The 23550-nt window shown below is 67.5% G+C and carries 18 protein-coding genes and 2 pseudogenes; 12 read left to right on the forward strand and 8 right to left on the reverse strand.

The window, feature by feature from the left end; translation table 11 throughout:
• Nucleotides 1-14: 14 nt before the first annotated feature.
• The 3 genes from ACIQJT_RS34830 to ACIQJT_RS34840 form a co-directional block, all read right to left on the reverse strand.
• Nucleotides 15-2483 carry a SpoIIE family protein phosphatase gene (locus ACIQJT_RS34830; protein WP_402649752.1) on the reverse strand — a complete coding sequence of 823 codons (2469 nt, stop codon included), beginning with the start codon at nt 2481-2483 and terminating at the stop codon, nt 15-17.
• Between the two features lie 133 nt (nt 2484-2616).
• Nucleotides 2617-4977, reverse strand: coding sequence for an MFS transporter (locus ACIQJT_RS34835; protein ID WP_402649753.1), 2361 nt, complete (start codon nt 4975-4977; stop codon nt 2617-2619).
• Nucleotides 4978-5125: 148 nt separating this feature from the next.
• Nucleotides 5126-5569 (reverse strand): SRPBCC family protein, encoded by a 444-nt coding sequence (locus ACIQJT_RS34840; RefSeq protein ID WP_402649754.1) that lies wholly within the window; start codon nt 5567-5569, stop codon nt 5126-5128.
• A gap of 134 nt (nt 5570-5703) precedes the next feature.
• On the opposite strand from ACIQJT_RS34840, the pseudogene ACIQJT_RS34845 reads away from it, so the two are divergent.
• Both ACIQJT_RS34845 and ACIQJT_RS34850 read left to right on the forward strand, forming a co-directional pair.
• A pseudogene (locus ACIQJT_RS34845) lies at nt 5704-5934 on the forward strand (radical SAM protein); the annotation flags it as partial.
• 32 nt (nt 5935-5966) lie between these two features.
• On the forward strand, nt 5967-6173 hold the full coding sequence (locus tag ACIQJT_RS34850; RefSeq protein ID WP_402649755.1) for a hypothetical protein: 207 nt from the start codon (nt 5967-5969) through the stop codon (nt 6171-6173).
• Nucleotides 6174-6701: 528 nt separating this feature from the next.
• Here ACIQJT_RS34850 and ACIQJT_RS34855 read toward each other — a convergent pair.
• Together ACIQJT_RS34855 and ACIQJT_RS34860 are read right to left on the reverse strand one after the other, a co-directional pair.
• Entirely contained in the window at nt 6702-6941 is a 240-nt protein-coding gene (locus ACIQJT_RS34855; RefSeq protein WP_402649756.1) for a hypothetical protein, read from the reverse strand.
• A gap of 230 nt (nt 6942-7171) precedes the next feature.
• Nucleotides 7172-8137 carry a hypothetical protein gene (locus tag ACIQJT_RS34860; RefSeq protein WP_402649757.1) on the reverse strand — a complete coding sequence of 322 codons (966 nt, stop codon included), beginning with the start codon at nt 8135-8137 and terminating at the stop codon, nt 7172-7174.
• Between the two features lie 220 nt (nt 8138-8357).
• Between ACIQJT_RS34860 and ACIQJT_RS34865 the strand changes: the two genes are divergently transcribed.
• The 5 genes from ACIQJT_RS34865 (at nt 8358) to ACIQJT_RS34885 (ending at nt 13970) form a co-directional block, all read left to right on the forward strand.
• A complete protein-coding gene (locus tag ACIQJT_RS34865; RefSeq protein ID WP_402649758.1) occupies nt 8358-10625 on the forward strand; it encodes an ATP-dependent nuclease in 2268 nt (755 codons plus the stop codon).
• Nucleotides 10618-12099 (forward strand): UvrD-helicase domain-containing protein, encoded by a 1482-nt coding sequence (locus tag ACIQJT_RS34870; RefSeq protein ID WP_402649759.1) that lies wholly within the window; start codon nt 10618-10620, stop codon nt 12097-12099. Before ACIQJT_RS34865 ends, ACIQJT_RS34870 begins: the two co-directional genes overlap by 8 nt.
• 372 nt (nt 12100-12471) lie before the next feature.
• Nucleotides 12472-12741 (forward strand): hypothetical protein, encoded by a 270-nt coding sequence (locus ACIQJT_RS34875; RefSeq protein WP_402649760.1) that lies wholly within the window; start codon nt 12472-12474, stop codon nt 12739-12741.
• 329 nt (nt 12742-13070) lie between these two features.
• The gene (locus ACIQJT_RS34880) at nt 13071-13289 is read left to right on the forward strand and encodes a hypothetical protein (RefSeq protein ID WP_402649761.1); all 219 of its coding nucleotides are present in this window, start codon (nt 13071-13073) and stop codon (nt 13287-13289) included.
• A gap of 105 nt (nt 13290-13394) precedes the next feature.
• Nucleotides 13395-13970 (forward strand): hypothetical protein, encoded by a 576-nt coding sequence (locus tag ACIQJT_RS34885; RefSeq protein WP_402649762.1) that lies wholly within the window; start codon nt 13395-13397, stop codon nt 13968-13970.
• Nucleotides 13971-14176: 206 nt separating this feature from the next.
• Here the strand turns inward: ACIQJT_RS34885 and ACIQJT_RS34890 are convergent, their stop codons facing one another.
• The gene (locus ACIQJT_RS34890) at nt 14177-15586 is read right to left on the reverse strand and encodes a recombinase family protein (protein ID WP_402649763.1); all 1410 of its coding nucleotides are present in this window, start codon (nt 15584-15586) and stop codon (nt 14177-14179) included.
• Between ACIQJT_RS34890 and ACIQJT_RS34895 the strand changes: the two are divergent.
• Both ACIQJT_RS34895 and ACIQJT_RS34900 read left to right on the forward strand, forming a co-directional pair.
• Nucleotides 15581-16117, forward strand: a pseudogene (locus tag ACIQJT_RS34895) (transposase); the annotation flags it as partial. The gene ACIQJT_RS34890 and the pseudogene ACIQJT_RS34895 sit on opposite strands and share 6 nt — an antisense overlap.
• 877 nt (nt 16118-16994) lie before the next feature.
• Nucleotides 16995-17189: a helix-turn-helix transcriptional regulator gene (locus ACIQJT_RS34900; RefSeq protein ID WP_063793623.1), complete on the forward strand. Its 195-nt coding sequence runs from the start codon at nt 16995-16997 to the stop codon at nt 17187-17189.
• 1196 nt (nt 17190-18385) lie between these two features.
• Here the strand turns inward: ACIQJT_RS34900 and ACIQJT_RS34905 are convergent.
• Nucleotides 18386-18679, reverse strand: a complete 294-nt coding sequence (locus ACIQJT_RS34905) for a WD40 repeat domain-containing protein (RefSeq protein ID WP_402649914.1) — start codon at nt 18677-18679, stop codon at nt 18386-18388.
• Nucleotides 18680-18684: 5 nt separating this feature from the next.
• Nucleotides 18685-20466, reverse strand: a complete 1782-nt coding sequence (locus ACIQJT_RS34910) for a hypothetical protein (protein WP_402649764.1) — start codon at nt 20464-20466, stop codon at nt 18685-18687.
• Nucleotides 20467-20590: 124 nt separating this feature from the next.
• Here ACIQJT_RS34910 and ACIQJT_RS34915 point away from each other — a divergent pair, with 124 nt between their 5' ends.
• From ACIQJT_RS34915 to ACIQJT_RS34925, 3 genes are all read left to right on the forward strand, one after another.
• Entirely contained in the window at nt 20591-20761 is a 171-nt protein-coding gene (locus ACIQJT_RS34915) for a hypothetical protein (protein WP_402649765.1), read from the forward strand.
• Between the two features lie 759 nt (nt 20762-21520).
• Complete coding sequence (locus ACIQJT_RS34920) at nt 21521-22747, forward strand: hypothetical protein (RefSeq protein WP_402649766.1); 1227 nt, start codon at nt 21521-21523, stop codon at nt 22745-22747.
• Nucleotides 22748-23110: 363 nt separating this feature from the next.
• Nucleotides 23111-23545, forward strand: coding sequence for a hypothetical protein (locus ACIQJT_RS34925; protein ID WP_402649767.1), 435 nt, complete (start codon nt 23111-23113; stop codon nt 23543-23545).
• Nucleotides 23546-23550 lie beyond the last annotated feature (5 nt).

A 23550-nucleotide genomic window follows, 5' to 3' on the forward strand; every position in this document is an offset into this window, starting at 1 on the left:
CCGCGAGGGACCGCTCAGCGACGCGGCAGGGTCAGCTCGAACCACACGGTCTTGCCGGCCTTCGTCCGGCTCGCGCCCCACTCCCGGGCCAGCGTGCTGACCACCCTGAGCCCCCGCCCCTGCTCGTCGGTGGGCCCCGCGCTCAGCAGGTTCGGCAGATCATGGTCGTCGTCGTCCACCTCGCACAGCAGCGTGTCCTCCCGCACCAGCCGCAGCTCGACGGGCCTGCGGTGCGAGTGCCGTACGGCGTTGGTGACGAGCTCGCTCACCATGAGCTCCGCGCCGTCGGCCAGTCGCGCCAGTCCCCAGTCGTGCAACTGCTCGCGCACCACCGCCCGGGCCCGCCCCACCTCGGCCGGGTCGAGGGAGAGCCGCCATTCGGCCACGTCGTCCGGCTCGATGCCGTTGAGCCGGGCCATGAGCAGCGCCACGTCGTCCTTGCGCCCGCCGCGCGGGTTGAGCGCACGGATGATCGCGTCGCAGGCGTCGTCCATGGACGCGGCCGGGTGCGCGGCGGACTCGGTGAGCGTCGCCAGGCCCACCCCGATGTCCTCGCCCCGCACCTCCACCAGTCCGTCGGTGCACATCAGCAGCCGGTCACCGGGCTCCACGCGGACGCGTACCGCCTCGAAGGGCACCCCGCCGACGCCGATGGGCGCGCCGGTGGGCAGGTCGAGCAGCTCGCTGCGGCCGTCCGCGGCCCGCACGATCACCGGCGGGATGTGCCCCGCGTTGGCGAGGTGCAGTTCGCTCGCGATCGGGTCGTAGACGGCGTAGAGACAGGTCGCCAGGTAGGTGTCGCCGAGCCGCTGGGCGAGGTCGTCGAGGTTGCGCAGCAGTTGGGCCGGCGGCAGGTCGAGCGCGGCCATGGTCTGTACGGCCGTCCGCAACTGGCCCATCATGGCCGCCGAGTTGAGCCCGTGGCCCATGACGTCACCGACGACCAGGGCGGTGCGCGCGCCGGGCAGCTTCACGGAGTCGAACCAGTCGCCGCCGACGCGTCCGAGGAGGGTGCCCGGCAGATAGCGGGTGGCGATGTCGCAGCCCGCCATCCGCGCCGCGATGTGCGGCAGCATGCTGTCCTGGAGGGTCTCGGCGACGGACTCCTGGAAGGTGTACATGCGCGCGTTGTCCAGCACGAGGCCCGCGCGGGCGGCGAGTTCGGCGCCGGTGACCCGGTCCATGTCGTTGAACTCGGCGCGCTCGGGGTGCCGGAGCAGGATCATGAACCCGAGGACCACGTTGCGGGCCTTGAGCGGTACGACGAGCATGGAGCGGCCGGTGATCAGCGGCCGGATGTCCCGCTTCTCGAACTGCGAGGCGATCGCGTGCCCCATCTGTTCGCTGATGCGCGGCACGAGGACCGGCTCACCGCTGGTCATGCACTGGAAGAACGGGGTGTGCGCGGGGAACGGCATGGCCTCGCCGACCGGCACCACGTCGTCCCAGCGGCCCGGTTCGTCGGTGTGCTCCAGGGCCACCCGGTGCCACATGGTGGTGGTGTCGGGCACCCCGTCGGGGAACCCCTCGCCGGCGACGACCTGTTCGCGCAGATAGGTGCCGGCGACATCGGTGAAGCGGGGCACGACGGCTTTGCTGACCTCGACGATGGTCCGCGACAGGTCGAGGGAGGTGCCGATCTTTCCGCTGACCTCGTTGAGGAACTCCAGGCGCTCGCGCACGGCGACGTACTCGAGGTCCTCGCCCTCGTCCGGCTCGTCCTGCGGCACCGGCAGGCCGGCCGCGACCGCCCGGGCCGCCCGCTCCCGGCGGGCCCTGCGCTCGGCGCGCCGGGGCACACCCCAGTCGGGGGTGACGGGCACCCGGTCGTTCTGGCTGAACTCCAGGACCGGATAACCCAGTTCGAGGATCTGCGCGACGATGCGGGCGCTTTCGCCGACGCTCATGCTGGGCAGGATCTCGGGGAGCCTGCGGGCGAGTTCGTCGGCGCCCGGGAAGTCGGTGTGCAGGGCGAAGGCGGGCGCGATCCGCTCGACGGCCGCACCGCCCGCGTCGAGGCCGGGGTCGCGGTGGAGCCCGCCCGCGTCGGCGGCCAGCACCAGCAGGCGCTCCCGTCCCGGGCCCACCAGCGGGTAGGCCCACCACAGGACGTCGACGCGGTCCGCGCCGGGCACGGTGAGGCGGGCACGGCCCGCGGCCGGGTAGGACAGCCCGCCGTCCAGGGAGGACTCCAGGTCGGGTCCCAGTCCGTCGTAGGCCGCGTGGACACCGTGGGGCGGGGTGCTCAGCTCGTCGGGGAGGGCCCCGGAGACGGGCAGCAGGTCGGCGGCGGGACGGCCGATGGCCTCCTCCTTGCCGGCGCCGAACAGCCGGCTCGCGCCCCGGCTCCAGTGGGAGACCAGGCCGTCGCGGTCCACGACCACCACGGCCAGCGGGACCCGTCCGGCCGCGGCGGGGCCGTCCGCCGTGCCGTTCCCAGCTCCGCGGCTGGGAGGTGCGCCCCTCTCGGTGCCACGGTCCATGGCCCAGGCCCTCTCTCCGCAAGATCTGTGCCGCCTGCCTCCACCGTACGGCGCCGGTCGGTCACGGTGTGCGGCAATGCGGGAATTGGCCCGGACCGGATCGCTCCGGCGCGCGCCCCGCGCTGACGCCCCGTCAGTCCTCGTGTCCCAGCAGCAGATCGCGCTCCGTGCGGGCGCCCCCGGGCACTCGCAAGGCGGCGGCGACGGGCGGGTATCCGGTGGCGATGACGGTGTACTCGCCACCGGACAGGTCGACGAAGCGGAAGGTGCCGTCGGGCCCGGTCGTGAGGGTGTCCACGACGTTGCCTGCGACGTCCAGGAGCGTCACGCGCGCGTCCGGCACGGTCCGTCCGCCGCCGGCTCGCACGGTGCCGTGCAGCAGCGCGCCGCCGGCGAGCTCGACGTCCTGGCGGGACTCCCGGGAGGCCCGGACGGTGACGGACAGCGCGGCGGGGCGGAGCGCTGGAGCGCCGGCGGCGAGGGTGTACTCCCCCGCGACCAGTTCGGTGACGGCGTAGGTGCCGTCGGGGCCGCTGCGGGTGGTGGCCACGACCTCGCCGCGCGCGTCGGTGAGGGTGACGACGGCGTCCGGTACGGGTGTGCCGTCACAGAGCACGCGGCCGGTGAGCCGTCCGGCGCCGCCGAGGACGACGTCCAGTTCGACGGGGTGGTCGCCGGCCGTCACGGAGACGGCCTGCGGCTGGTGCCCGCTCGCGGCGGCGATGAGGACGTACGGCCCCGGTTCGGGCGCCGACAGCGCGAACCGTCCGTCCTCGCCGCCGGTACCGCGCCCGGTCTGCGCTCCGGCCGCGTCGATGAGGGTGAGCGCGGCCCGGGGGACCGCGCTCCCGTCGGAGTGCCGCACGGTGCCGCACACCGGGACCGCGGCGGTGTGCTGCGGCGCGCGGGCCGGGGGGACGGGGGCGGTCTCGGTCTCCGGGTCGGCGGCGTGGGGGGACACCAGCGGTTTCTCCTTGAGGAAGAGGGCGAGGAGCAGGCCGAGGACGAGCACCGGCACGAGGTAGAGGAAGATCCTCGGCATGGCGTCGGCGTAGGCCCGGACATAGCCGTCGCGCAGCGCCGGGGGCAGGGCGTGGACGAGCTGCGGGGTGAGGGACTCGGGGTCGGGCAGCCCCCGCGCGCCGGGGAGCCGCTGTCGCAGCGAGTCCGCGAGGCGGTCGGCGAAGAGGGTGCCGAAGACCGCCGCTCCGACGCTGCCGCCGATCTGCCGGAAGTAGTTGTTGGCGCTGGTGGCGGTGCCCAGGTCGGCGGGGCGCACCGAGTTCTGCACGGCGAGGATCAGCACCGGCATCACCATGCCGATCCCCGCGCCGAGGACTGCCATCCAGACGCTGTAGTGGAGCCGGGGGGTGTCGGCCTCCAGCCGGGACAGCAGCCACATCCCGACGGCGGCGAGGGCGCTGCCGAGGACCGGCCAGATCCGGTAGTGCCCGGTGTGGCTGATGAGCTGCCCGGCGACCACGGAGGCGCCGACGATGCCGGCCATCATGGGCAGCATCAGCAGGCCGGACTCGGTGGCGCTGGCGCCGTCGACCATCTGGAGGAAGGTCGGCAGATAGCTGGCGGCCCCGAAGAGCGCGACCCCGATCACCAGGCCCACCAGACCGGTGATGTTGAAGACGGAGTCCCTGAACAGCCTGAGCGGGATGAGGGGTTCGGCGGCGAAGCGCTCGGCGACCAGGAAGAGGACGCCGGCGGCCACCGCTCCGGCCCCGAGGCCGAGGATCATCCGCGAGTCCCATGCGTACTCGCTGCCGCCCCAACTGGTCAGCAGCACCAGGCAGGTGGAGGCCGCGGCGAGCAGCAGGGCGCCGAGGACGTCGAAGCGGGGCCTGGCCCGCGGCTTGGGCAGCTTCAGCACGGCGGTGACGACGGCCAGGGTCAGCAGCCCGAAGGGCACGTTGACGTAGAAGCACCACCGCCAGGAGAGGTGGTCGGTGAACCAGCCGCCGAGCAGCGGGCCGGCGACGGAGGCGAGTCCGAAGGCGGCGCCGATCAGGCCCATGAAGCGGCCGCGCCGCCGGGGCGGCACGATGTCGGCGATGATCGCCTGCACACCGATCATGAGGCCGCCGGCGCCGACGCCCTGCACCGCGCGGAAGGCGATCAACTGGTCCATGGTCGCGGCCCGTCCGGCGAGCGCGGAGCCGGCCACGAAGACGACGATCGCGAACTGGAAGACGCCCTTGCGGCCGAGCAGGTCGCCGAGCTTGCCGTAGACCGGCAGTCCGATCGTGGCGGTGAGCAGGTAGGCGGTGATCGCCCAGGACATCCGGTCCAGGCCGTGCAGTTCACCGACGATCCTCGGGAGCGCGGTGGCGACGATCATCTGCTCCAGCGCGGCGAGGAGCAGCGCGAGCATCAGGCCGAAGAAGACCAACCGCACCCGGCGCGGGGTGAGTTCGACGGCGGGGGCGGGGATCTCCGGTGGCGCCTCGACCCGTTCCTCGTGCGTCGCAGTCGTCACGCCCACGTGCCGCTCCCCTCGTCGCGCCTGCCCCGCATTTCCCGCATGAGGCGACAACTACGGGCAAGCGCGACGAGTTACGGCATCCCGGCGGGCCGCACGGAGATCCACTCGATCCGGTGACCGGGGGCAACGGCCGCCGGGTGCCGGTGACTTACTTCTCGACCTCGGCGGCGAGCCGGTCCAGGAGCGAGTCGTAGATCCGGCCGAGGCCCTTGGGGGCGAAGGTCTTCTCGAAGAAGCCGCCGATGCCGCCGGCGCCCTGCCAGACGGTGGTCACGACGACGCGGGACTTGCCCTCGCCGGCCGGGGTGACCCGCCAGGTGGTGACCATGGAGGAGTTGCGGTCCTTCTCGACGAGCTCGCCGTCGGTGGGCTCGGTGACCTCCAGGAGGCAGTCGCGGACCCGCTTGCTGGTGGCCTGGAGCTTCCAGTGGACGAGGGTGCCCTCGCCGTCGCCGCCCTCGCGCACCTCGTACTCGCTGAACTGCTCGGGCAGCACCCGCGAGCGGGTGCCGCTGTAGTCGGCGACGGCGTCGAACACCTTCTCCGCGTCCGCCGCGACGATCCGCTCCGTAGTGGCCTCGACCTGCGCCATCGACTTCCTCCAGGACTTCGGGTTCTCGGGCTCGGGGCAAGCCAACCACCCCGGGCCACGGCCGCCCAAATCGGGGTTGCGCCGGAATTCGAACAAGTGTTTCACTCGAAGGGCAGTGCTACCGAGGAGGCCTCATGCGCTGGGAGAACCTCACCGAGTCCACGGAACACGGACGGGCCGACGCCGCCCTCTTCGGCGCCGACGCGGTGGTCAGCCGTACGTTCGACACGCCCGAGTTCGCCGGGATCACGTTCCACGAGATCCGGGCCCGCTCGATCATCAACCGGGTGCCGGGCGCCTCCCGCATGCCCTTCGAGTGGACCGTCAACCCCTACCGGGGCTGCACGCACGCGTGTGTGTACTGCACTGGTAACCCCATTTAGGCCTAGGAGGGCCGATGCTCAGCACTCCGAACGCGGACAAGGCCTGGAAAGGCATGACGAGGTCCTTCCCGACCTCCAAGGCGCCAGGCCAGTCTGCCGCCCCGAGCAAGGCGGAGAAGACGGCTTACGCCGTGCTGCTGCGTGGACCGTCTGCGCGCTCAGGCGGCGCCGACGCGGGTCAGTGGCTGCTGCTGCGCGACCGCACAGCGAAGCGCCTGTAACCGAGGCACCAGCAGCAGCCGCACTTCAGGAATGCTTCGGAAGTTGCGCCTAAGGTGCTCCCTTGACGGCGTGGCAATCGGGTAGGAGGGCCGGGCGATCCGGCCCTCCTACCCGATTGACACGCCGGTGTCTCGTCTTGGGCATCCCCGGGTCCGGTGGTGTCCCTGAGGAGACTCCTGTCGCCACCGGCCGGACGCGACATCGACGCTGACTGCCCAAGCCCCCAGACAAGACACCAACGAGCCCCGTCAATACACCAGCCGGGACACGCATTGGCCTCCACCAAGACCCTTGACGGCACCTCACGAATACGCCCAGCGCCTGTCGCTGAACAGAGGGCCGGCCGGTTCGCCACCACTGCCTCGATCACGCGGCCGGTGGGCGGTTCGCACGACAACCGTGCTGACGTTCTCGGGCGTCTCGCCACCTGCTCAATGGCGCCGCGCTAGCGGCGGAACGCGCCGCCGCGGCTTGGGGGCGTGAGTGTGGGGCTCTTCGCAAACCTTGCGCGTCATGCCGAGAACAGCTCACTGCAGGAAGGCTGCGACGGAAGCGGGGAGATGATCCCGCAGATCGGTGATCTGAACGTGGGTGGCATGGGTCGCGGTGAACTGGGCGACGGACATGCTCGGTGTGCCGAAGACGGTGGTGAAGGTCCGCAGTACCCCTGGGCTGCGGACGAGGGCCCAGGCCGCGGTTGAGGTGCTGGTGGTCAGGAAGCGGCAGGACTCGGGGCCGATCACGAACAGCTCTGCCCGGCGGCCCACGCGCCTGCGCCGTGCCTGGTTGGCGATGCCGCTTTCGCCAGCGCCCCCAACACGGCCTGCAAGCGCGTCTCCCCCGGCGCACTGGCCGAACTGGGCATCCCCTGCCACCGTCTTGACCTGCCGCAAAGCATGGGGGCAGTGGCTGTACGGCTGAAGACCACCACCAGCGGGGCACAGCAACCGGACTGCAGAAGACCTTTCGTTCGGGTCCGAGTGGTGCGCGCCTCCTATTACGTCAGCGGACCCGTGCTTGCGGCCTGCTGGGCATCGGCCTGAGCTTGCTGGCGCCACTTGCGCTGGCGGTCGAGGACCGCGACGGTCCGGCGGCGAATAGTCTGCAGCGCCTGGTGGGCGTCCTTTCCATGGTAGGCCCCCAGAGTTTCGACGAGGTCCTCGAAAGCTCCTAGGACGGCCAGGACCGCCGCGGAGACGGTTTCCGGGTCGGCCTGCAAGACCGGCTGGTCCTCCTCGTCGTACGCGAAAGCCTGAGCAACCATCCATACGGTGCTGTGCGAGGTGGCGGATGATATGCGATACCAGGCAGGAAGATGCGTCGGTCGCTTGGCAGCGATATCGGTGAGGTTCACCGCGAACGGTGCTGCCGCCGAACCCAGCACTGCCGAGCTCGGACGGCCCTTCGAATCCAGGCCGATGGTCATCCCGGCACGCTGTGCGGTCTGCTCGGCGGACTGCCAGATCCTGTCAGCCCCAGGAACCGCCTGAGCGCCGACGTCCTTCGCCGCGGTCTGATGCTGCCGGGCTCCGTTCAGCCATGCTGCTGCGATGCGCACTGCACGCCGCTCCGGGCTGAGACCGGGCTCATAGAGGTGACACACTCGGATGGTGCCCTCCTGCACGACGCGCGAGAGTGAAACGAGTGACCAAATGGCCACAGGCTCGCCCACCAGCGTCCGCTCGATGGCCTGCACGTGATCGAGGATGTTACCCAGAGTGAGCTGCGTGCTCCAGCCCGCCCAGGCCCACAACCGGGAACGTGCCGTGCGATACCGGTGGTGGGAGGAACTGACCCAGCTGGCATCGGCGGGCGACATTCCGTCGACGGAGTCCCCCTCGGAGAGGCTTCCAACGAAGGCTTCGAGGGACGTGCGGGCATGGCGCAGGGTGCGCGCGCCCTCGTCCACGACTTCCTTCGGCACCCCGAGGCGACGTGGGTCAAATGCTCCATCTGTGTTCACGTCAGCAACCGTACATATCAACACCCCGCATCAACCCTGCGTTTTCACACCCGCTACACCGCCGAGGGGAAGGTTCAGCGCGCCGTCGAAGGGTTCTCACATTCCTGTGCCAAACCGTTCGTTGGCTAGCTGCTCAGCCGCGCGGCGGGCAGCGGAACGCTTCCGCGAAGCGGGGGCGACTGGGTAGTGCAGCGGGCCGCTGAGCGATGATGTTGCCAGAGTGACGGAGCCGATCGGGGGGCCTGCCATGCATCTGAGTCGCGTCAAGGTGAGCGGTCTGCGCGCGAGCGCAGAGACGCCAATGAGCTGTGACCTTCCTGGCAGGTTCAGTGTGCTGATCGGGCCCAACGGCGCGGGCAAGACCACTCTCACCGACGCGATCTACCTCGCACACCCGGGAAACCGGTTTCCCGTGCTCCCGAGGCCGACTTCAGCCGCGCTGGCGTCGCCCGATGCCGGCGTCGAGCGCAGCATCGACATCGCGTACGCCTTGGCCGACGACCTCCATGCCGAGGGGCGCCTCGGTCGCGAGCTTCACGCCACAGGGCACCGGCGGCTCGGCGGAGAGGCTGAATCCTGGAGTGTCTCCCTGCACCGCCAACTGGGAACGGTTACCTCGCGCCTGACAAGCAGCCATGGCATCGCCCGGAAAATCGACCAGTTCAAGCTGATCTATCTTCCCGCCTGGCGTCAGCCACTGGACGAACTGGCGCGCCGCGAGGTGCGCATCCTGGTGGAGCTGCTACGCGCACGGCAGCAGGAACTCCATGGCAGCCGCAACCTGGTAGCTCTACGGGCTCGCGCCTCACGGCTATTGGAGGATCTCGCCAAGGACAGCTTGATAGACGCCGTTGAGGCACGCATCGGCGAGCAGCTGGGCAGACTGTCCGCCGGCGTGAGCCGACAGTGGCCCTATGTGCGCGGCCAGGTGATCGACGACACCTATCTCGCTCGCGTCCTGGAGATCATGCTCGCCGTGATCGAGGGCCGCTCCGCAGCCCGGCCTCTGGAGGTCTCTGGCCTGGGGTACGTCAACCTGCTGCATATTGCCGTGACGTTGGCTGCGATACCTGATTCCACCGAGGTTCCCCTCGCCTCCACGAACTCACCAGAGAGCGGCGAGCGCGAACTCCCGTCCGAGGAGGAGCAGGCGCGGCAGGCGTTCGAGAATCTGGCTCAAGCACAGGCGGAGGCGGCTTCCGAGGAAGATTCCTTCTTCTCCACGGCCCCGTTTCACGCAACGGTCATCATCGAGGAGCCAGAAGCTCATCTCCACCCTCAGCTGCAGCACTCGTTGGTCCGCTACCTGCGCAGAGTCGTCAAGGCGCGCCCTGAGCTACAGGTGATTCTCACCAGTCACGCCACTGACATCATCACAGCCTGCGACCCCACCGAGCTCGTCGTTGTGCGTCGCACTGACCATGGAAGTGTGAGCCAGTGCGTCAAGGATGTCGTCCCGGAAGAGCATCGCGATGCCACGCTGCGCATGGTCAGATTGCACCTGGACGCAAGTCGTTCGTCGGCTCTTTTCGCCGAGCGTCTGCTCCTGGTCGAAGGAGTCACTGAGGGCGCGGTGGTGCGTGAGTTCGGCCGTGCCTGGGCGGGTGGCGACGAAGCCAAGCAAGCTTTCATTGATGCTCTGAGCATCGTCCCGATGGGCACCAAGGTCGGCCAGTGGGCTGCCCGTCTCCTGGCGACACCGGGCAAGGAGCTGTGCACGAAGCTGGCGATCCTCCGTGACAGCGACAGCGATCTTCCGTTCGACAGCGCACGTGACGTGCCCAGGTGGGCGGCGGAGCACGACTCGTCCGTGGTCCGGGTTTTCATCAGTCATCCCACTCTTGAGCCGGCGATCACTCCGGGCAATGAGGACCTTGTCGCGGAAGCCCAACGAGCGGTCGACCCCAGCCATCCTTTGGTCGAAGTCACCGTGGACAGCGTGCGGTCCTACTTCGCCAGCCGACGGTCTGCAAAGGACGGCGAGGCCGCAGTCAAAGAGGGCCGGGGTGCGCGGCGCAAGGCAGAGTTTGCCCTCGCTTTCGCCGCGGCGCTCCGGGAAGCCAACGACGCCGACCGCGAGGCGGACGATGGCCTCTCCGTCGTATCCGTACCCGGTCACCTTGAAGACCTCTTCAATTTCCTCTATCCGGCCGTGCCAGACTCCCCCAGCGATCTGGCGTCCGAAGACGCTGCCGCGGAACCGCCCGAGTGGCTTGCTCCCGACAGCATCTGGGAGCAATTGCCTGACGTCATCGACTGGGATGACGACCTCGACGACCCGGCGTACTGGCCAGAGGACGAGCCCATTGACGCCGAGCACGAGTTCGAGTTCGGTGCCGCGGCAGGCGAAGCCGAGGAAACCGCGGACTGGGACGATCCTCTGCGCTCACATCCGATCCGGCAGAACCACACGGCAGGGCGCCAGCCAGGCAGCTGGCCCACGCAAGCGATACCCGGAGCCTGGCCGCAGGAACAGAACAATGCCTAGATCCAGCACCGGGCTTCATGCACTGACACCCCAACAGCTCACCGCGAGTGGCAGCGCCCGTGACCGCGTCTACGTCGAAGCGGCACCCGGCTCCGGAAAGACCACTGTGTCGGCCCTGCGCTTCGGCCTACACCGCTTTGGCGCCCCCACCGACGCACGTGCTGTCGTAGCGGTCAGCTTCACCAGGTCAGCCACCGAGGAACTACGAACGCGGATCGCCCGGCAATGGGGTTCGGCCTCACTGCGCTGGCCGCACCGCGTCGTGACCCTGGACTCCCTTTTGTGCGACCTGCTCTTCCACCTACTCAATGAAGGTGTTCTGCACTGGCCAGGAGGACACACGGAACTTGACGTGTTGGACTCATGGCGGACGGTCCTCCCGACAAAACCCGGCCGCATAAGACCCGTTCTGCAGGTCGACGGCGGCCACGTCGTCATAAGAACCGTCAACGAGCCCCAGGACACCAGCAACCCTTCAGCTCTGCACTTCAAGGGAGCCGTCTCGGCCGGAACGTGTACCCATGACAACGTACGGGAGGCTCTTCAAGGGGCTCTCACAGCTGGCCCCGCACGCCGAGTTCTCATCTCGTACTTCGAGAACACGGTGCGCTCGTTGACCGTAGATGAGGTGTTCGACGCCAACGATCTGGACCGGGACATCTTCTCACTCGTTGCATCAGCATCCAGCTCTCTCACCTTGGTCGGCGACCCCTGGCAGGCCCTCTATCAGTTCAGAGGCGCTCGTCCCGCTGCCATGGCGGCCTATATAAGCGAGAACGGCTTCGTCACACACCACTTGGACAACTCCTTCCGGTGGGGAACCGACAGACAGACATGGCTTGCACGGCGCCTACGCCGAAGCCTGCCCGTCACGCTGCCAACCGGTTCTGCCCGCGATGCCGATATGGTCCTCGCCCTCAAATGGAAGGCATTATGGGATTGCGATCCACACGTCCTGCCCCTCGCCATCAAGCCAGGTGTCGGTCAGGTTCAAGAGGCGATCTGCACCCTGCTCCTCAATGAGATCGCACAGAATGCGCTGGGCATGCAGGCAGTGTTTCTGCACGACACTCTGGTCACGCTCGGGCTGGAAAGGGAAGCGTTAGCGACAACGCTCCGCCCCTGCCTGCAGTCCGCGATAACTGACCTCAAGTACGGCGACCAACCGGCCGTAGTGTGGCAGAAGCTGACACGCAGTCTCGCTGCGCACATCCCGGCAATCGCTACCACCCAGCTCACACGCAAGCCACTTCGCGCCCTGAATCGTCTACAACTCCGGCTCGCAAACGACCAGCTGAGACCTGGCCTTACCGCTCACCAGTCCAAGGGACGCGAGTGGAACACCGTAGCCGTCAGATTGAGCCCGGCAGACGTTGCGGCCCTGGCACACGGCCTCGACCCTGCACGGGCAGACCATCGCGCCCTGTACGTGGCACTCACGCGCGCCCGCCTCAACACCACTGCTTTACCTTGACATTGGTACACCCCATACATCCCAGCCGAACATCGTAGCCGTCCCCGGGGGAAGCAGAAGTTCACTCTCGACAACCAGGTGGCTGCGAAGGTTTGCCGGGGCCCCCGGGCCTTACGTAGTTCGACCGGATCACCGCGGACCGGCCAGACGGGCGCAGTTCGGCTCTGAGCGGGCCGGCGTCGGCGTACGGCAGGTGGATCAGCGAGCGGCCCCCAGCCCGCCTCCCGGCCACAACTATCCGTATCGGCATGTCACGGGCGCGAGGGAAGGTCGCCACCTCGTGATGACGGGCCTTGAGCCACAAGTGTGTTGGGGCAGCCGGACCCGCTGGAGGGACCGCGTTGTCGTAGCCGTACGCCAAGATGACCAGTCATGGCCCCCCCTGAAGAGGAACGCCCTGACGCGGCGGACGAAGACCTCGAAATCGAACCTTGGCATGCATCGGATCTGCTCCGCGATCTGGCCGCCCTGCGGTCGGTCTCCAACGCGCAGCGCCGCGGCTACAAGCTGGAAGCGCTGCTGGAGCGGATGTTTCGACAGGCTCACTACCAGGTCGTGCACAATCCGAGGATGGCGCGCCCCCGGCAGACCGACTTCGCGGTCATCTCCCACAGCCGCCACTATCTCGTCGAAGCGAAGTGAGAGCGCCGGCCTGCCGGACCCAAGGTCGTAGATGCGGTCCGCAGCCGCCTGGGCCGTCTCGACGGCACTGTTGTGGCTCTGCTGTTCACCATGTCCGGGATCACCGAGCAAGCGGAGGAGGCGATCGTCGGGGACCGCAGGGATGGACTGGTCCTCGTCTGCAATGAGGTGGACATCCTCAGGGCTCTGAGGGCTCCGCAGGAATTGGACCGCCTTCTTCGCCTGAAGCACGATGAACTCGTTGTCCACGGGCGTGTCCATCGCGGTGAAAAGAGCGGGAGGCCGAGGAGGCCGCCCGCAGTCCGTGCAAGACGGCAGGGAAGCTGCCTATGAGCCGCTACAGGCTGCTCAACGCCAGCGGGGACACGGTGCCATGGTTCTACGGAGCAGGAGGGTTCAGCCCCGGGGTCTTCTGCCTCGACCTGCCCGATGTCGACTGGGTGCCGGCTGCGGGAAGCGGCGTGTGCCTGGATATGCCGCTCACCGCATGGGGCCAGCCTGACCCCCTCCGCCTCCTGGACGCGCTGAACGAACTGGGGTGGATGTGAGAGCGGAGTCAGTGGAGCATCCAGCAGCACGGCCGGAACTGGCATGGCTGTGGTGCCGATGGCTTTGCCGAGGCCCTCAGGCACTGGGAAGAACGGACCAGGGACGTGGAAGATCCGCACCACAGCGAGGAGTTCGTCTACCTCGAAGTCTGTGACAACGCTTTCTACACCGTGTCAGGTAGCATCTCCGCAGAAGAAACACGTCACGTCATGCGCTGCAATGTCTCCTTCCAGCTCATCGGCATTCCGCTGGACCCTGGCTCGCTGCAGCAGCTCTACCGGCAGTTCGACGTCCCCAGCCGCGGCTACTTCCGTCCGCTGGCCGAACGGTCAGTCACCCGAGAGCGATTCCACGGCCGCATCCCTCTGCACGTGCTGGGGGACGTCATCGAGCCCGCCGATCAAAGCGGGGACGAGGCAGACTGGGTCGTCGGCCTCCAGGCGCCCGACGATCTGGCAAGTGACCTGGACCGCACTGGCGTGATCGTATGCAACCTGCGCTCGTACCATCCCCTCAGCAAGCCACAGCAGCGCTACGAACTGTGGTCGTCCGAGCGGGCCAGGACTTCAAACGCCCACGCGCTGCGCATCGTCGCCGAATGGTGGCAGTCCGAAGACGGCGACGAGCAGCGGACCGACTGGCGGGCGTGGAAGCTGCCAGCCTCAGGCGACGACTCCTAAAACAGCGCCTACAGCCTGATCTGTGACGACCAAGTGTGGCCGTCTGAACGCTCCGATCTTCCCGTTGGCGCCCAGCCGTCTGAGCGGAAGCCGACCGTCGACAACCTGTGGGTCTGCGAATCAACGGTCGCACAGGGGCGAGCGACGTCCGCGGTAAGGGTTCGCGTTGAACACGCACCCTTTGCGCGGACTGCTCGCCCGCGGGGTCAGCCCATCCCCGGGAGCGGCTCGATGCGTACCGATCGCGGATCGAACGGCGCCCTGCCCGGACGGCCGGGCAGGAGCGTGACCGTGGCCAGCGTCTCGACCACCGCGCGCTGCCGGTCCAGCATCAGATCCTTCCAGGCCTTGACAGGGTCTTCGGCGGTCACGATGTCCACCAGGATGCGCGACCGCTGTAGGCCCGCCATCTCCACCTTGACGTCAGCCAGCCGGGCCTTGATCCTGCGGATAGCGGCCTTGAATTCAACGGCGTCCGCATCGTCGTCATTCGCGAACTCGTCGGTCAGGGCTCTGATCCGGGACCGCAGGGCAACGGCCTTCGCCCACAGCTCCCCCGTCCCCGGTGCGCTCTCGTCGACGAGGAGATCGATGGCGTCGGGGCGCGACAGACGCCAAATCACGTACTCCTCGACGGTGAAATCGATCGGTCCCGTACCGCGCGCCAGGTGCTTCGTCTTTCGACACCGGTACAGCGGCGTCGTGAGCCCCCGCGTGCCTTTCGGGCCGCCCCGCGACCCGGACGTCACGGTCGTCCCATCGCCGCAGACCCCGCACCGGGCGATCCCCGACAGCAGCCACCGCCGGCCCGCTCCCGGGCTCATCGCCCGGCTCCCGTCCTCAAGGACGTACTTCGCCGCCCGCCATGTGGCCTCGTCCACAATGACCGGCCACTTGCCCGGGTACAGCTCGCCGTGGTACTGACGAAGCCCCGCGTAACGCTCGTTCAGCAGTACGCCCCGGATGGCGTTGTGTGACCAGGGTCTGCCGTTGCGAGTGAGGATGCCCCGCTCGTTCAGGCCGGCAGCCATCCCGGAGAGGGTCGCCCCGGCAAGCAGCGCGCGAAAGCAGTCCTTGACCTCAGCGGCCTCGTCTTCGACGAGCTCCGTGCCGTCTGCGGTGTACCCGAAGCAGCGCGGCCCGCTCGGCGGCAGGCCGCGCTCGACGCGCTGGCGCATCGCCCGCTGCTCCCGCTCCGACATCTGCTCGACCTCGAACGTGTCGACCTCGCCGAGGAGGCCGGCGAGGAGACGGCCGGCGGCGGTCGTGAGGTCCAACTCGGGGCCCTTCACGCACAGCACGGACACCTGGTGCTTGCGGAGGATCTCGATCCCCTCGGCCCGTTCGCGCCGGTTCCGCCAGAGCCGGCCGAGCATGTAGACGATGATGACGTCGACTTCGCCGCGCTGTACGGCAGCCATGAGGAGCTCGTACTGGGGGCGGTGCTTGCCCTGGGTAGCCGACTTGTCGTTGTCCCGGAAGCGGCGTCCCTCAAGGGGGATCCCGCGCCGTTCGGCCAACTCTGCGGTGTCCTCCCCCTGACGGATGACACCGTCTTCATCGCCGTCATCCGCCTTGCTGATGCGCTCGTATGACGCACCCTTCGTGTACTTCACCAGGCCGTACTCAAGGTGCCGCCCGCAGCATGCACCCCGGCCGTCGAGCTCAACAGAGAGATCCGTGACGGGGTCTGGGTCGCCGAACTCACCTGCGGTGTGCTCGACGGCTGGCCCAAGGGCATGCGGCTGATCGTCCGGAAGGAACAACCGCACCCCGATGCCCAGTTGCGGATCACAGACGCCGACGACATGCGCATCACCTGCTTCGCCAGCAACACCATCGGCCAGCCCATCGCCGGGCTCGAACTCCGCCACCGCCTGTGAGTACGGGCCGAGGGCCGCATCCGGGCTGCCCGCGCGACCGGCCTGCGGAACCTCCCCCTGCACGACACTGCCCAAAGGATCTGGCTAGAGATCGTGCAGATCGCACTCGACCTGCGGGCCTGGATGCCGATGCTTGCACTGAAGGTCAAGCCCCGGCTCTGGGGACCCCGCCACCTGTTCAGCCGGGCTGGCCAGCTCGTCACCACCGGACGCCGCGTCACCGACGCCCTCGAACGGCGCGACCCACTGCTGAACCCAGTCTGACCAGTAGCTTCCCCGTCCCTACAAGCAGCACCATCCGTCTTCGGAGCAATGGAACCCGGAGCCCACCCGACACGACGGTCGGGCCACCGGCCTGCCCGCAAGCAGCTACGGAACGCGAAACGGTCTGCCGACTCCGTCGGCAGACCGTCACGAAAAATCGAGCTCGGCGATGTCTCAGTTGGCGACAGAGCCCCTTCCGGCAACTCGTACCAATTGCTCAACTCACCAGGTTCGCCTGTCTGAATGAAGTCAAGAACGATGCCCCAGGTGTGATCGATAGTGAGCGCGAAGCCTGCGGTGACCCTGTGCAGAGAGCAAGCCGTCCGCTGGCGGGCGAACGGGAGGATGTGGAGACGAAGGCAACTCTCGTAGACGGCGATACCATTCTCCCGCCTCCCTCGATGGCGCATGTGCAGCGTGTAGAAGCTGACTGTTTTCGATTTGCCGGTTCCTCGCGCTTCTGGTGTGAGCGCAGCGACATGATGCATGTGGAGCTCGGTTCCTTTCCGGAGTTCGCGAGGTAACGAGCCCGCCAGCGGAGTCCTCGTCCGTGGTCGGCGGTCGGATACAGGGGTCGGAAGCTCGTACCGCAGAGGCACGGGAGGTCACCTCGCTCGGGTTTTGAAAATCTTTTGTGCCAGCGGTCGAATGGGGCGAGTCCGTCGGGCACAGATTTCCTCACGCTTCCTCGGCGATCTGTTGTCGGTCTGCCCTGGTGGCTGAATGGGCACCGCGTACAGGGCTTTCACGGGTAACTCTTTCCAACGCAGAACGTGATTATGCACAGTTGTTCATGGTGTTCTGATCGGACAGCAAGTGGTGTCACACTGTGCAAGATCGTGACGCGACACCTGACCCCCGCCTCCTGTCTCTCGGCATGCAGATCCGCAGAATCAGAGAAGAACGCGGCTACAGCCTCGAACAGCTCGCCGAAAGAAGCGACCTGAGCTTTCGCGGCCTCATCTACATCGAGCACGGCCAGCGAAACCCCAGCATCCTTACCGTGGTTGACATTGCGAAGGCCCTCGATGTCACCCCGGGCGAACTCACTGATCATCTGGCGGCCGAGTGAGGAGGAATCCCAAGGCACTCGTGGCCAGACTCCCTGGTCGGCTAACCGGGCCAGTGTCGACGGGCGTTGCGGGTGACGCCACACCTGACTTTTCATCACGTGCACGGCTGGCCGCCCACGGTTTCTGAACGTCGGCCGTGCTGCGCAGCGTGGCTCAGTCACTTCTGGTTTGTGCCGGAGCAGTTCTTGAACTTGCGTGACCCGTCGCCGGCGTCGATCCCGTACGTCATCAGGCCGCGGCAGCCCTCGTCCGCCGTTGAGGCGGAGGTGCCCGTGGACCGGTGGATGGACGGGCTGGAGGCGGATTCCCCCTTGCGCGGAGCCAGGCAGGTGCAATGAGCGGTGTGCGTCGTGAAGTCGCAGGTCGCGGGTCTGGTGTGAATGGCTTTGTCGGTGAGTTCTGGGCTCTAGCAGATCTTGGGGAGTGTCACCGCGGCGTTCGATTACAAGGACACAGATTCGCGTGAGACGGCGTACGCCTTCCCGCCCTGCATCAGGGAGTGACGCTCCCTCAGCTCCGCGCTCGGCCTCTCTGGCAACCGCGGCGAGCGGTGACGGTGCTGGTCATGCAGGCCGGCGCAACCTTTTGGGACTCGCTCGTGTTCGACGGAATCGACGACGTGGACGTCGAAGCGGTGACCGCCGCCTTCATTACTGGCGGAGGCCGGGCAACCGAGGCAGCGTGTCCGGACTATGGCCGCTCTTCGAACCGAGTGCACGACTCCTACCAGCGCAGACTCGTTCTAAGGTCCGGGCTGGTCCGTCGCAACGCCAACCCGGCGTTACGAGAAGCCCCCGCCTTCAGCCGGGAGGAGTCACCGACCCGAGTGCTGCCCGCGAGTGGCCTTTGCCGCCGCATGAGCCTCACCGTTACCACCAGCGGCCCGGCACCGGGAACACAATCCGGGCACACATACAAACGATTTTGGACTCTTTTCCGGTTCGCCCGCCGGATCGTGGCGGCTCGTGCACGATGAGCGCCGACAGCTTCACCCTGTGTTTGTGGTGTCAAGGAGCAACAGTGGTCTAGCAGTTGGCGGGGGCCGGTGAACCGGGCGACAACGACAACTCCAACGGCCGGCCGCGGATATCTGCGGGACGAGCCCGCCTCGTCCGCGCAGCGGATGGTGCTGGGCTACGCGTTGCGCAGGCAGCGCATGAGCCTTCGTCTGAAGCAGGAGGAGGTGGCCCGCCGTCTAGGGTGCTCTCCGTCGAAGGTGAGCCAGATCGAAAGTGGGCATCACCAGGCTGCGGTCGTCAGCGACGCTGGCGAGCCAACATCCGTCCGGGCTGATGGCCACGCACCGCACGGGTCGGGTACGGCCTTCAAACACGTCGCACTGTCGGTCACCGGTCAGCGTCCACAATCTGACTTGCCCGTCTTCGCCTCCACTAGCAAGCCACTCGCCAGTGCGTCGAGGGACACTGCTCAATGAGATTGCGGAACGACGTCCTGCCGCGATGCAGCTGTTTGAGCGTGCGGGCCGCATCGCGCCTACAGGAGTTGCACGAGTTCAGCGAGCCAGCGTCCTGGCCCGTCGGAGTCCACGAGCCACGGCGTCACCAGCCCGGTCGGCAGCGCCAGGACACTGGCGGCCAGACCCGCGGCGGTGAATCGTTTACGCACCGAAGCCGCCTCCGCCCAGGCCGAGCGGACGGCCACCCGGACCGCTGCGAAGAGGATGAGCGCGCACACGATCGAGAACACCACGCCGTAGGCCACCAGCTTCGCCGCACCCGGTCCGGGTATGGCCCGAAGGGCCGCGGTGTAGGCGGTCGTCAGGCCGGTGAGGGCCAGGGGGGCCATGCCGGCGGTGATCCACTCTGTTGCCCTGAAGGGGACGAGTTCGGCCAGGTCGTCCTCCCCGTTGAACCATGTGGCGGAACGCTTGGCGGTGATCCGCTGGTAGGCCTGTCGAAAGGCTGCGACTTCGTCGTCGGTGGCCTCCATGAGCCGTACCAGTTCCTCAAGTTGGCTCCAAGTGGCGGGCACGTCGTCGCCGTCGATCCAGCGCCCGACAGCGGCGCGGAGCACGTCGTCCTTCATCTGATCGGGTAGCGCGGCGCTGAGTTCGCCGATCGATTGCACGCCGGTACGGCGCAGCAGTTGGGACAGCGACAACGACAACGCGTCTGCGGTGTCCACTGCGTTCAGCCTTACCACCAGCTCAATGGACACCGCATGCCGGCCGTCCACGGCGTGCTTGCGTGACGCGGCCGGTCCGATCTCTTTAGGCGTAGCCAGCCCGTCGTGGCCGGTCAGGGGTTTTCTGGGATTGTCCAGCGCGTGGGGCGGGACATCCGCCGCCGGGGGGCCGCCGGAGTCGACTACCTGGCCCCAAACAATCTGGGTGACCACGGATTCGCCGTAACCGTCTTTGCCCGGCTCCGCGCCCAACTGCTTGCCGAGGACGTCTAGTTCGTCGTCCTGGGCGTCCAGCTGTTCCTGGGCGGCGTCGAGGAGATCGCGGATGTGGTGCAGAGGCGGCAGGTGCAGGCCGTCGATCGCCGAGTCCGTCGGGATGGGCGGGCCAAGGGTGTCCGCGGCAGCGTCGCGGTCCAGGCGCATCAGTGCGGCACGCTCGGCGGCCACCTGCTTCTCCGCCGCCAGCCGCAGCTGCCGTGCGCGGTCCTCCGCGCGGCGGGCGTGTGCCAGTTTCTCGTCGGCCTGGCGCCGGTATTCGAGCGACATCCGCAGCTCACGCTGCAGTTCGGCGCGGGTCTCCTGTCTGGCCTGGTCACGCTCGCTCTCGATGATCGTGATGCGCTGCTCCAGAACCGAGACCATGGCCTCCAGCTCCTCGCGCCGTCGCTCGGAGGCGGCCAGCTTCTGCATCGCCTCGATCTGACGAAGCCGGGCGTCGTCCAGACGCAGCAGCGCCACGGTCACCGGGTCGACCCGGCGGTTGGCCGCCAGCAGCGCCGAAAGGTCCTGGCTACTCGGGGCAGTCCTGTCCTCCAGATCTTTCGCCGCCTGGTGAGCGGCCGTCAGCAGGCGCAGTCCCTGTTCCAACTGACGTGCGTGCATCGCCGGTTCGCGCAGATAGCGCTCAGCGACCTGCTTGACCAGATCCGGGGACGGGAGCCGGCTGCCGTCACGAAACCCGCTCCAGGAGGACTTGCCGTAGGGGAAGTCATCCTCCAGGGACCGCACTGTCACGTTGGTGGTGATCCTGCGTAACCAGCGGGCGAACTCGTTGGCCTCTTCCGTCCGGCCCTTTAACGCCCCTAGCGGCCGCCCCATCCACTCCCCCGTCTCACGCTTGTCCAGGGACAACCCCCGGGTTGTCCCCGATATACGAGTGTCCACCTGCGGCAACCACGTTCGCTGCGAGGGAACAACGCCATCATGAATGACCGTGGGTCTCCAGCAAAGCATCCGTCCCCCTGGAGAGCCCGCCATGTCACAGCCCAACTCCCCCCAGCCGCACCACCGTTCGTGGCCCTACGTGACCGCCGCCGCGATCACCCTCACCATCCAGCAGGGCTGGAGCGCCGAGCAGGTCATCACCCTCACCACCTGCCTCCTCGTCCTGATAGCGCTGATCAGCTCGACCGGTCACGGTGACTGACATAAGGCCGAGGAAGCGATCTGCCCCGCTGCGAGCCGGTGCCGTTGGGACGAACGTGGGCAGCGACTGCCGCAAACGTCGTTTCGATGCCCGCAGTGCACCTGCACGGCAAGCGCATCTCGGGCGGCCGGAGCTCGCCCTCCAGCAGAAGGAGCCGCCAGCGAGCCCCGGCCCGTCGGCCGCGGCATACGGCCGCCGAGTCAGCCGGCACTGCCTTGCCCCATACAACGCGGCCGCCGTGGCCGAGTCGTGCTCTTCTCACCTTGTGGCGCCCTGCACCTGATGCACGTTTTCATCGCGCCCACCGCTACAAGGCAGCGCGCCGCGCCGCGGGCGGGAGCACTCCGTGACGGGCATACCGCGCCGCGGCGGTCGCGGTCGTCTTCGTCGGCACATGCGATAGGGAGTCGCCCCAGCGCCAGCACCGAGTTGCGTAAAGCAACTGCATTGGCCGGCGAAGGCCCCCGGCCTCGCCACGTCGCCGAAATTGCCTGGGGCAGGACGCCCCGTGCTTGAGCGTCATGTCCCCTGCCGTGACTGTTCTGTCACCTGTAGGAAGGTCCCATCAACCTCAGGGAGGAGAGTTCTGCAGGACGAGCTCCTTGGGCTCCACCAGAAGTCTCTTGATCGCCAACTGACTTTGTTCAGGAGGACACCACCTGGCAAACACGGACGGTCCGCACCCCATCGATGCGGATGCCCTCCAGGCATCCCCCGCGCCCGCAGGAAAATTCAGCATGCACCCCGGGCGGTACCTGTGTGGGCGTACCGTTGGTTACCACTGCCGCCCCGGGCGGCTATACCGAGCTACGGATCATTTCCGGTGGGGGCGCTGTGCTGAAGAATCCTGCGGTCTTGGTTTCCCTGCTTTTACTTGCAGTCGTCGCCTTGGTGGCACGCATATATTTTGTGCACCAGGGCATCCTTTACGGCGACACTCAGGTCTCACGTGTGGACGGCATCGTCGCCAGCTTCGGGATCGGCGTGGTCGCCGCGATCGTGGCCAGGACAGCTCCAAGTTCGGGTGAGTCGCTCGTCGACCGGGCAGGTCTCCTCACAGCGATCGCCGGCGCGGTGGTCCTGCTCATCTCGGCAGTCAATCTCTTCGTTCCCGCGGATAAAGTAGGTCTCTCCAAACCTTCATGTACCGGCTCACACACTCTCAAGGCAAAGTACATCGGAATTACTGCCGGGGAGTTCGGCAACAACAGCAGGAGTGGCCCCGCGCGGCATTACCCGGCGAACGGCAGATTCTCGGCAGACTGCTCCGTCGGGTTCTCTGAATACTGCATCGGTGATCCAATTCTTGACGGTTCGGGATCTTCCGACCAACAGCAATGGTTCACCAGCAGATGGTTGCGCGTAGCCAAGCAGCCACCCGGCTGGAAGGCCACCTTCGCCAAGTACCTTTCCGGTGAGACCAGCGATCCGCAGTTCATTTCTGACGCCTATGTGACCCCTGAGTCGAATTACGAAGATCTGCCGCTAGCGCCGCCCGAAAACTGCCCCAGCTCTTACCGCGCGCCTTCCCGCGCCAAGCTGAAGGAGTTCGATTCGACTCGGCAGGTTTTGACGGCCACAGCGGACCATGCGGTGAACATCGGCTTTTCCGTGTGGCTCCCGCCTGGTCAGGGTTTCCGGGAGCCTGGGTCTTATCTGCCGATTTATGACCCTTCACTCCCTGCCGCCCAGAACCCCGGAGCTGTGCCATCGCAGCGAGGCAACACCAAGTCGGTGACCTGGACTTACAGCAAGTCGCTGTTGCCCAGACTGTCAACGCAGCGACCAGGTGGGGCGAACGCCAAGGCCAACGTCGTGGTGATGGCGATCCCATGCATTGCCGACAACCTTCCGGCCGACGTCAATACCGCCGCAGTCGCCACCTTCGACATTGCCAGCGGAAAGAATCCCGTCAGGCAGTCTGAAAACACCGCGGGTTATGACATGCAGACCCTGGCACGCGCCGCCTGTCAGGCCAACATCTGACGCGGGACACCGCACGCCCCTACATGCCGGCCAAGAGTGTTGGGAACGGGCGATGGGCAACGAGATTCCCCTGCCCGGGCTCATCGCGCACTGGGCGCGACGCTGGCCTATGACAGCCGCGGTCCCGCACGGTGCGAGGCCGACTTGAGAAGGTGCCACGGAGTCCAGCCTGGCCGATCAGCGGTGTCGGGGCGGGCTCGACCGGCCGACGGCACCACCCTCGCCGGTTGATGACGTCTGCGGAGGCGAAGTAGCTTTCGCGTCAACTACCGGCTGATTCCGGTAAGTTCTCGCTTCTATGCCCTGTTCGTCAGGTACTTTCCCAGGGCATCTTCGGCAACAGCTGACATCGCAGGGGGACGCGTGAGCAACGACGGCAAAGGCCAGCCGCGCCTGTTGATCTCTGTGATCGACGAGGATCCGTTGCGGGCTCGCAGCGACGTCCGCGAGCTGCTGGCCGAGGCGTTGCAGACGGATCCGGCGGCCTTCCTGTGCGTGCCCTCGGCCGGTCCCTCGGTGAGCACCGACAAGGGCGGCGACGTCTTGGAGGCCGTCGGTCTGGTCCTCAGTGCCGGTTCGCTGGCTGCGGCCTGCGTACAGGTGTGGCTGGCCAAGGTCCCTCAGCGCACGATCGTCGCGACCCGTCCCGACGGAGCCACCCTGCGCATCACAGGCCGCGAGGCGCGTGAGGACGACGAGCGCCTCGAACGGTTTCTCGCGGAGGGTTCCTTGCCGCCAGGCGGGAGCAGTGCACACGGCTCGCCGGGCCAGGGCGGCGACACCCCCGCGACGGGCTGACCGAG

This window comes from Streptomyces sp. NPDC091972, assembly GCF_044756385.1.
GTDB lineage: Bacteria > Actinomycetota > Actinomycetes > Streptomycetales > Streptomycetaceae > Streptomyces.

Coding starts and splice junctions, on each gene's coding strand:
- ACIQJT_RS34830 (WP_402649752.1), bottom strand. CDS start 2,483: ATGGACCGTGGCACCGAGAGGGGCGCACCTCCCAGCCGCGGAGCTGGG.
- ACIQJT_RS34840 (WP_402649754.1), bottom strand. CDS start 5,569: ATGGCGCAGGTCGAGGCCACTACGGAGCGGATCGTCGCGGCGGACGCG.
- ACIQJT_RS34850 (WP_402649755.1), top strand. CDS start 5,967: ATGCTCAGCACTCCGAACGCGGACAAGGCCTGGAAAGGCATGACGAGG.
- ACIQJT_RS34870 (WP_402649759.1), top strand. CDS start 10,618: ATGCCTAGATCCAGCACCGGGCTTCATGCACTGACACCCCAACAGCTC.
- ACIQJT_RS34875 (WP_402649760.1), top strand. CDS start 12,472: ATGGCCCCCCCTGAAGAGGAACGCCCTGACGCGGCGGACGAAGACCTC.
- ACIQJT_RS34880 (WP_402649761.1), top strand. CDS start 13,071: ATGAGCCGCTACAGGCTGCTCAACGCCAGCGGGGACACGGTGCCATGG.
- ACIQJT_RS34900 (WP_063793623.1), top strand. CDS start 16,995: ATGCAGATCCGCAGAATCAGAGAAGAACGCGGCTACAGCCTCGAACAG.
- ACIQJT_RS34905 (WP_402649914.1), bottom strand. CDS start 18,679: ATGCGGCCCGCACGCTCAAACAGCTGCATCGCGGCAGGACGTCGTTCC.
- ACIQJT_RS34915 (WP_402649765.1), top strand. CDS start 20,591: ATGTCACAGCCCAACTCCCCCCAGCCGCACCACCGTTCGTGGCCCTAC.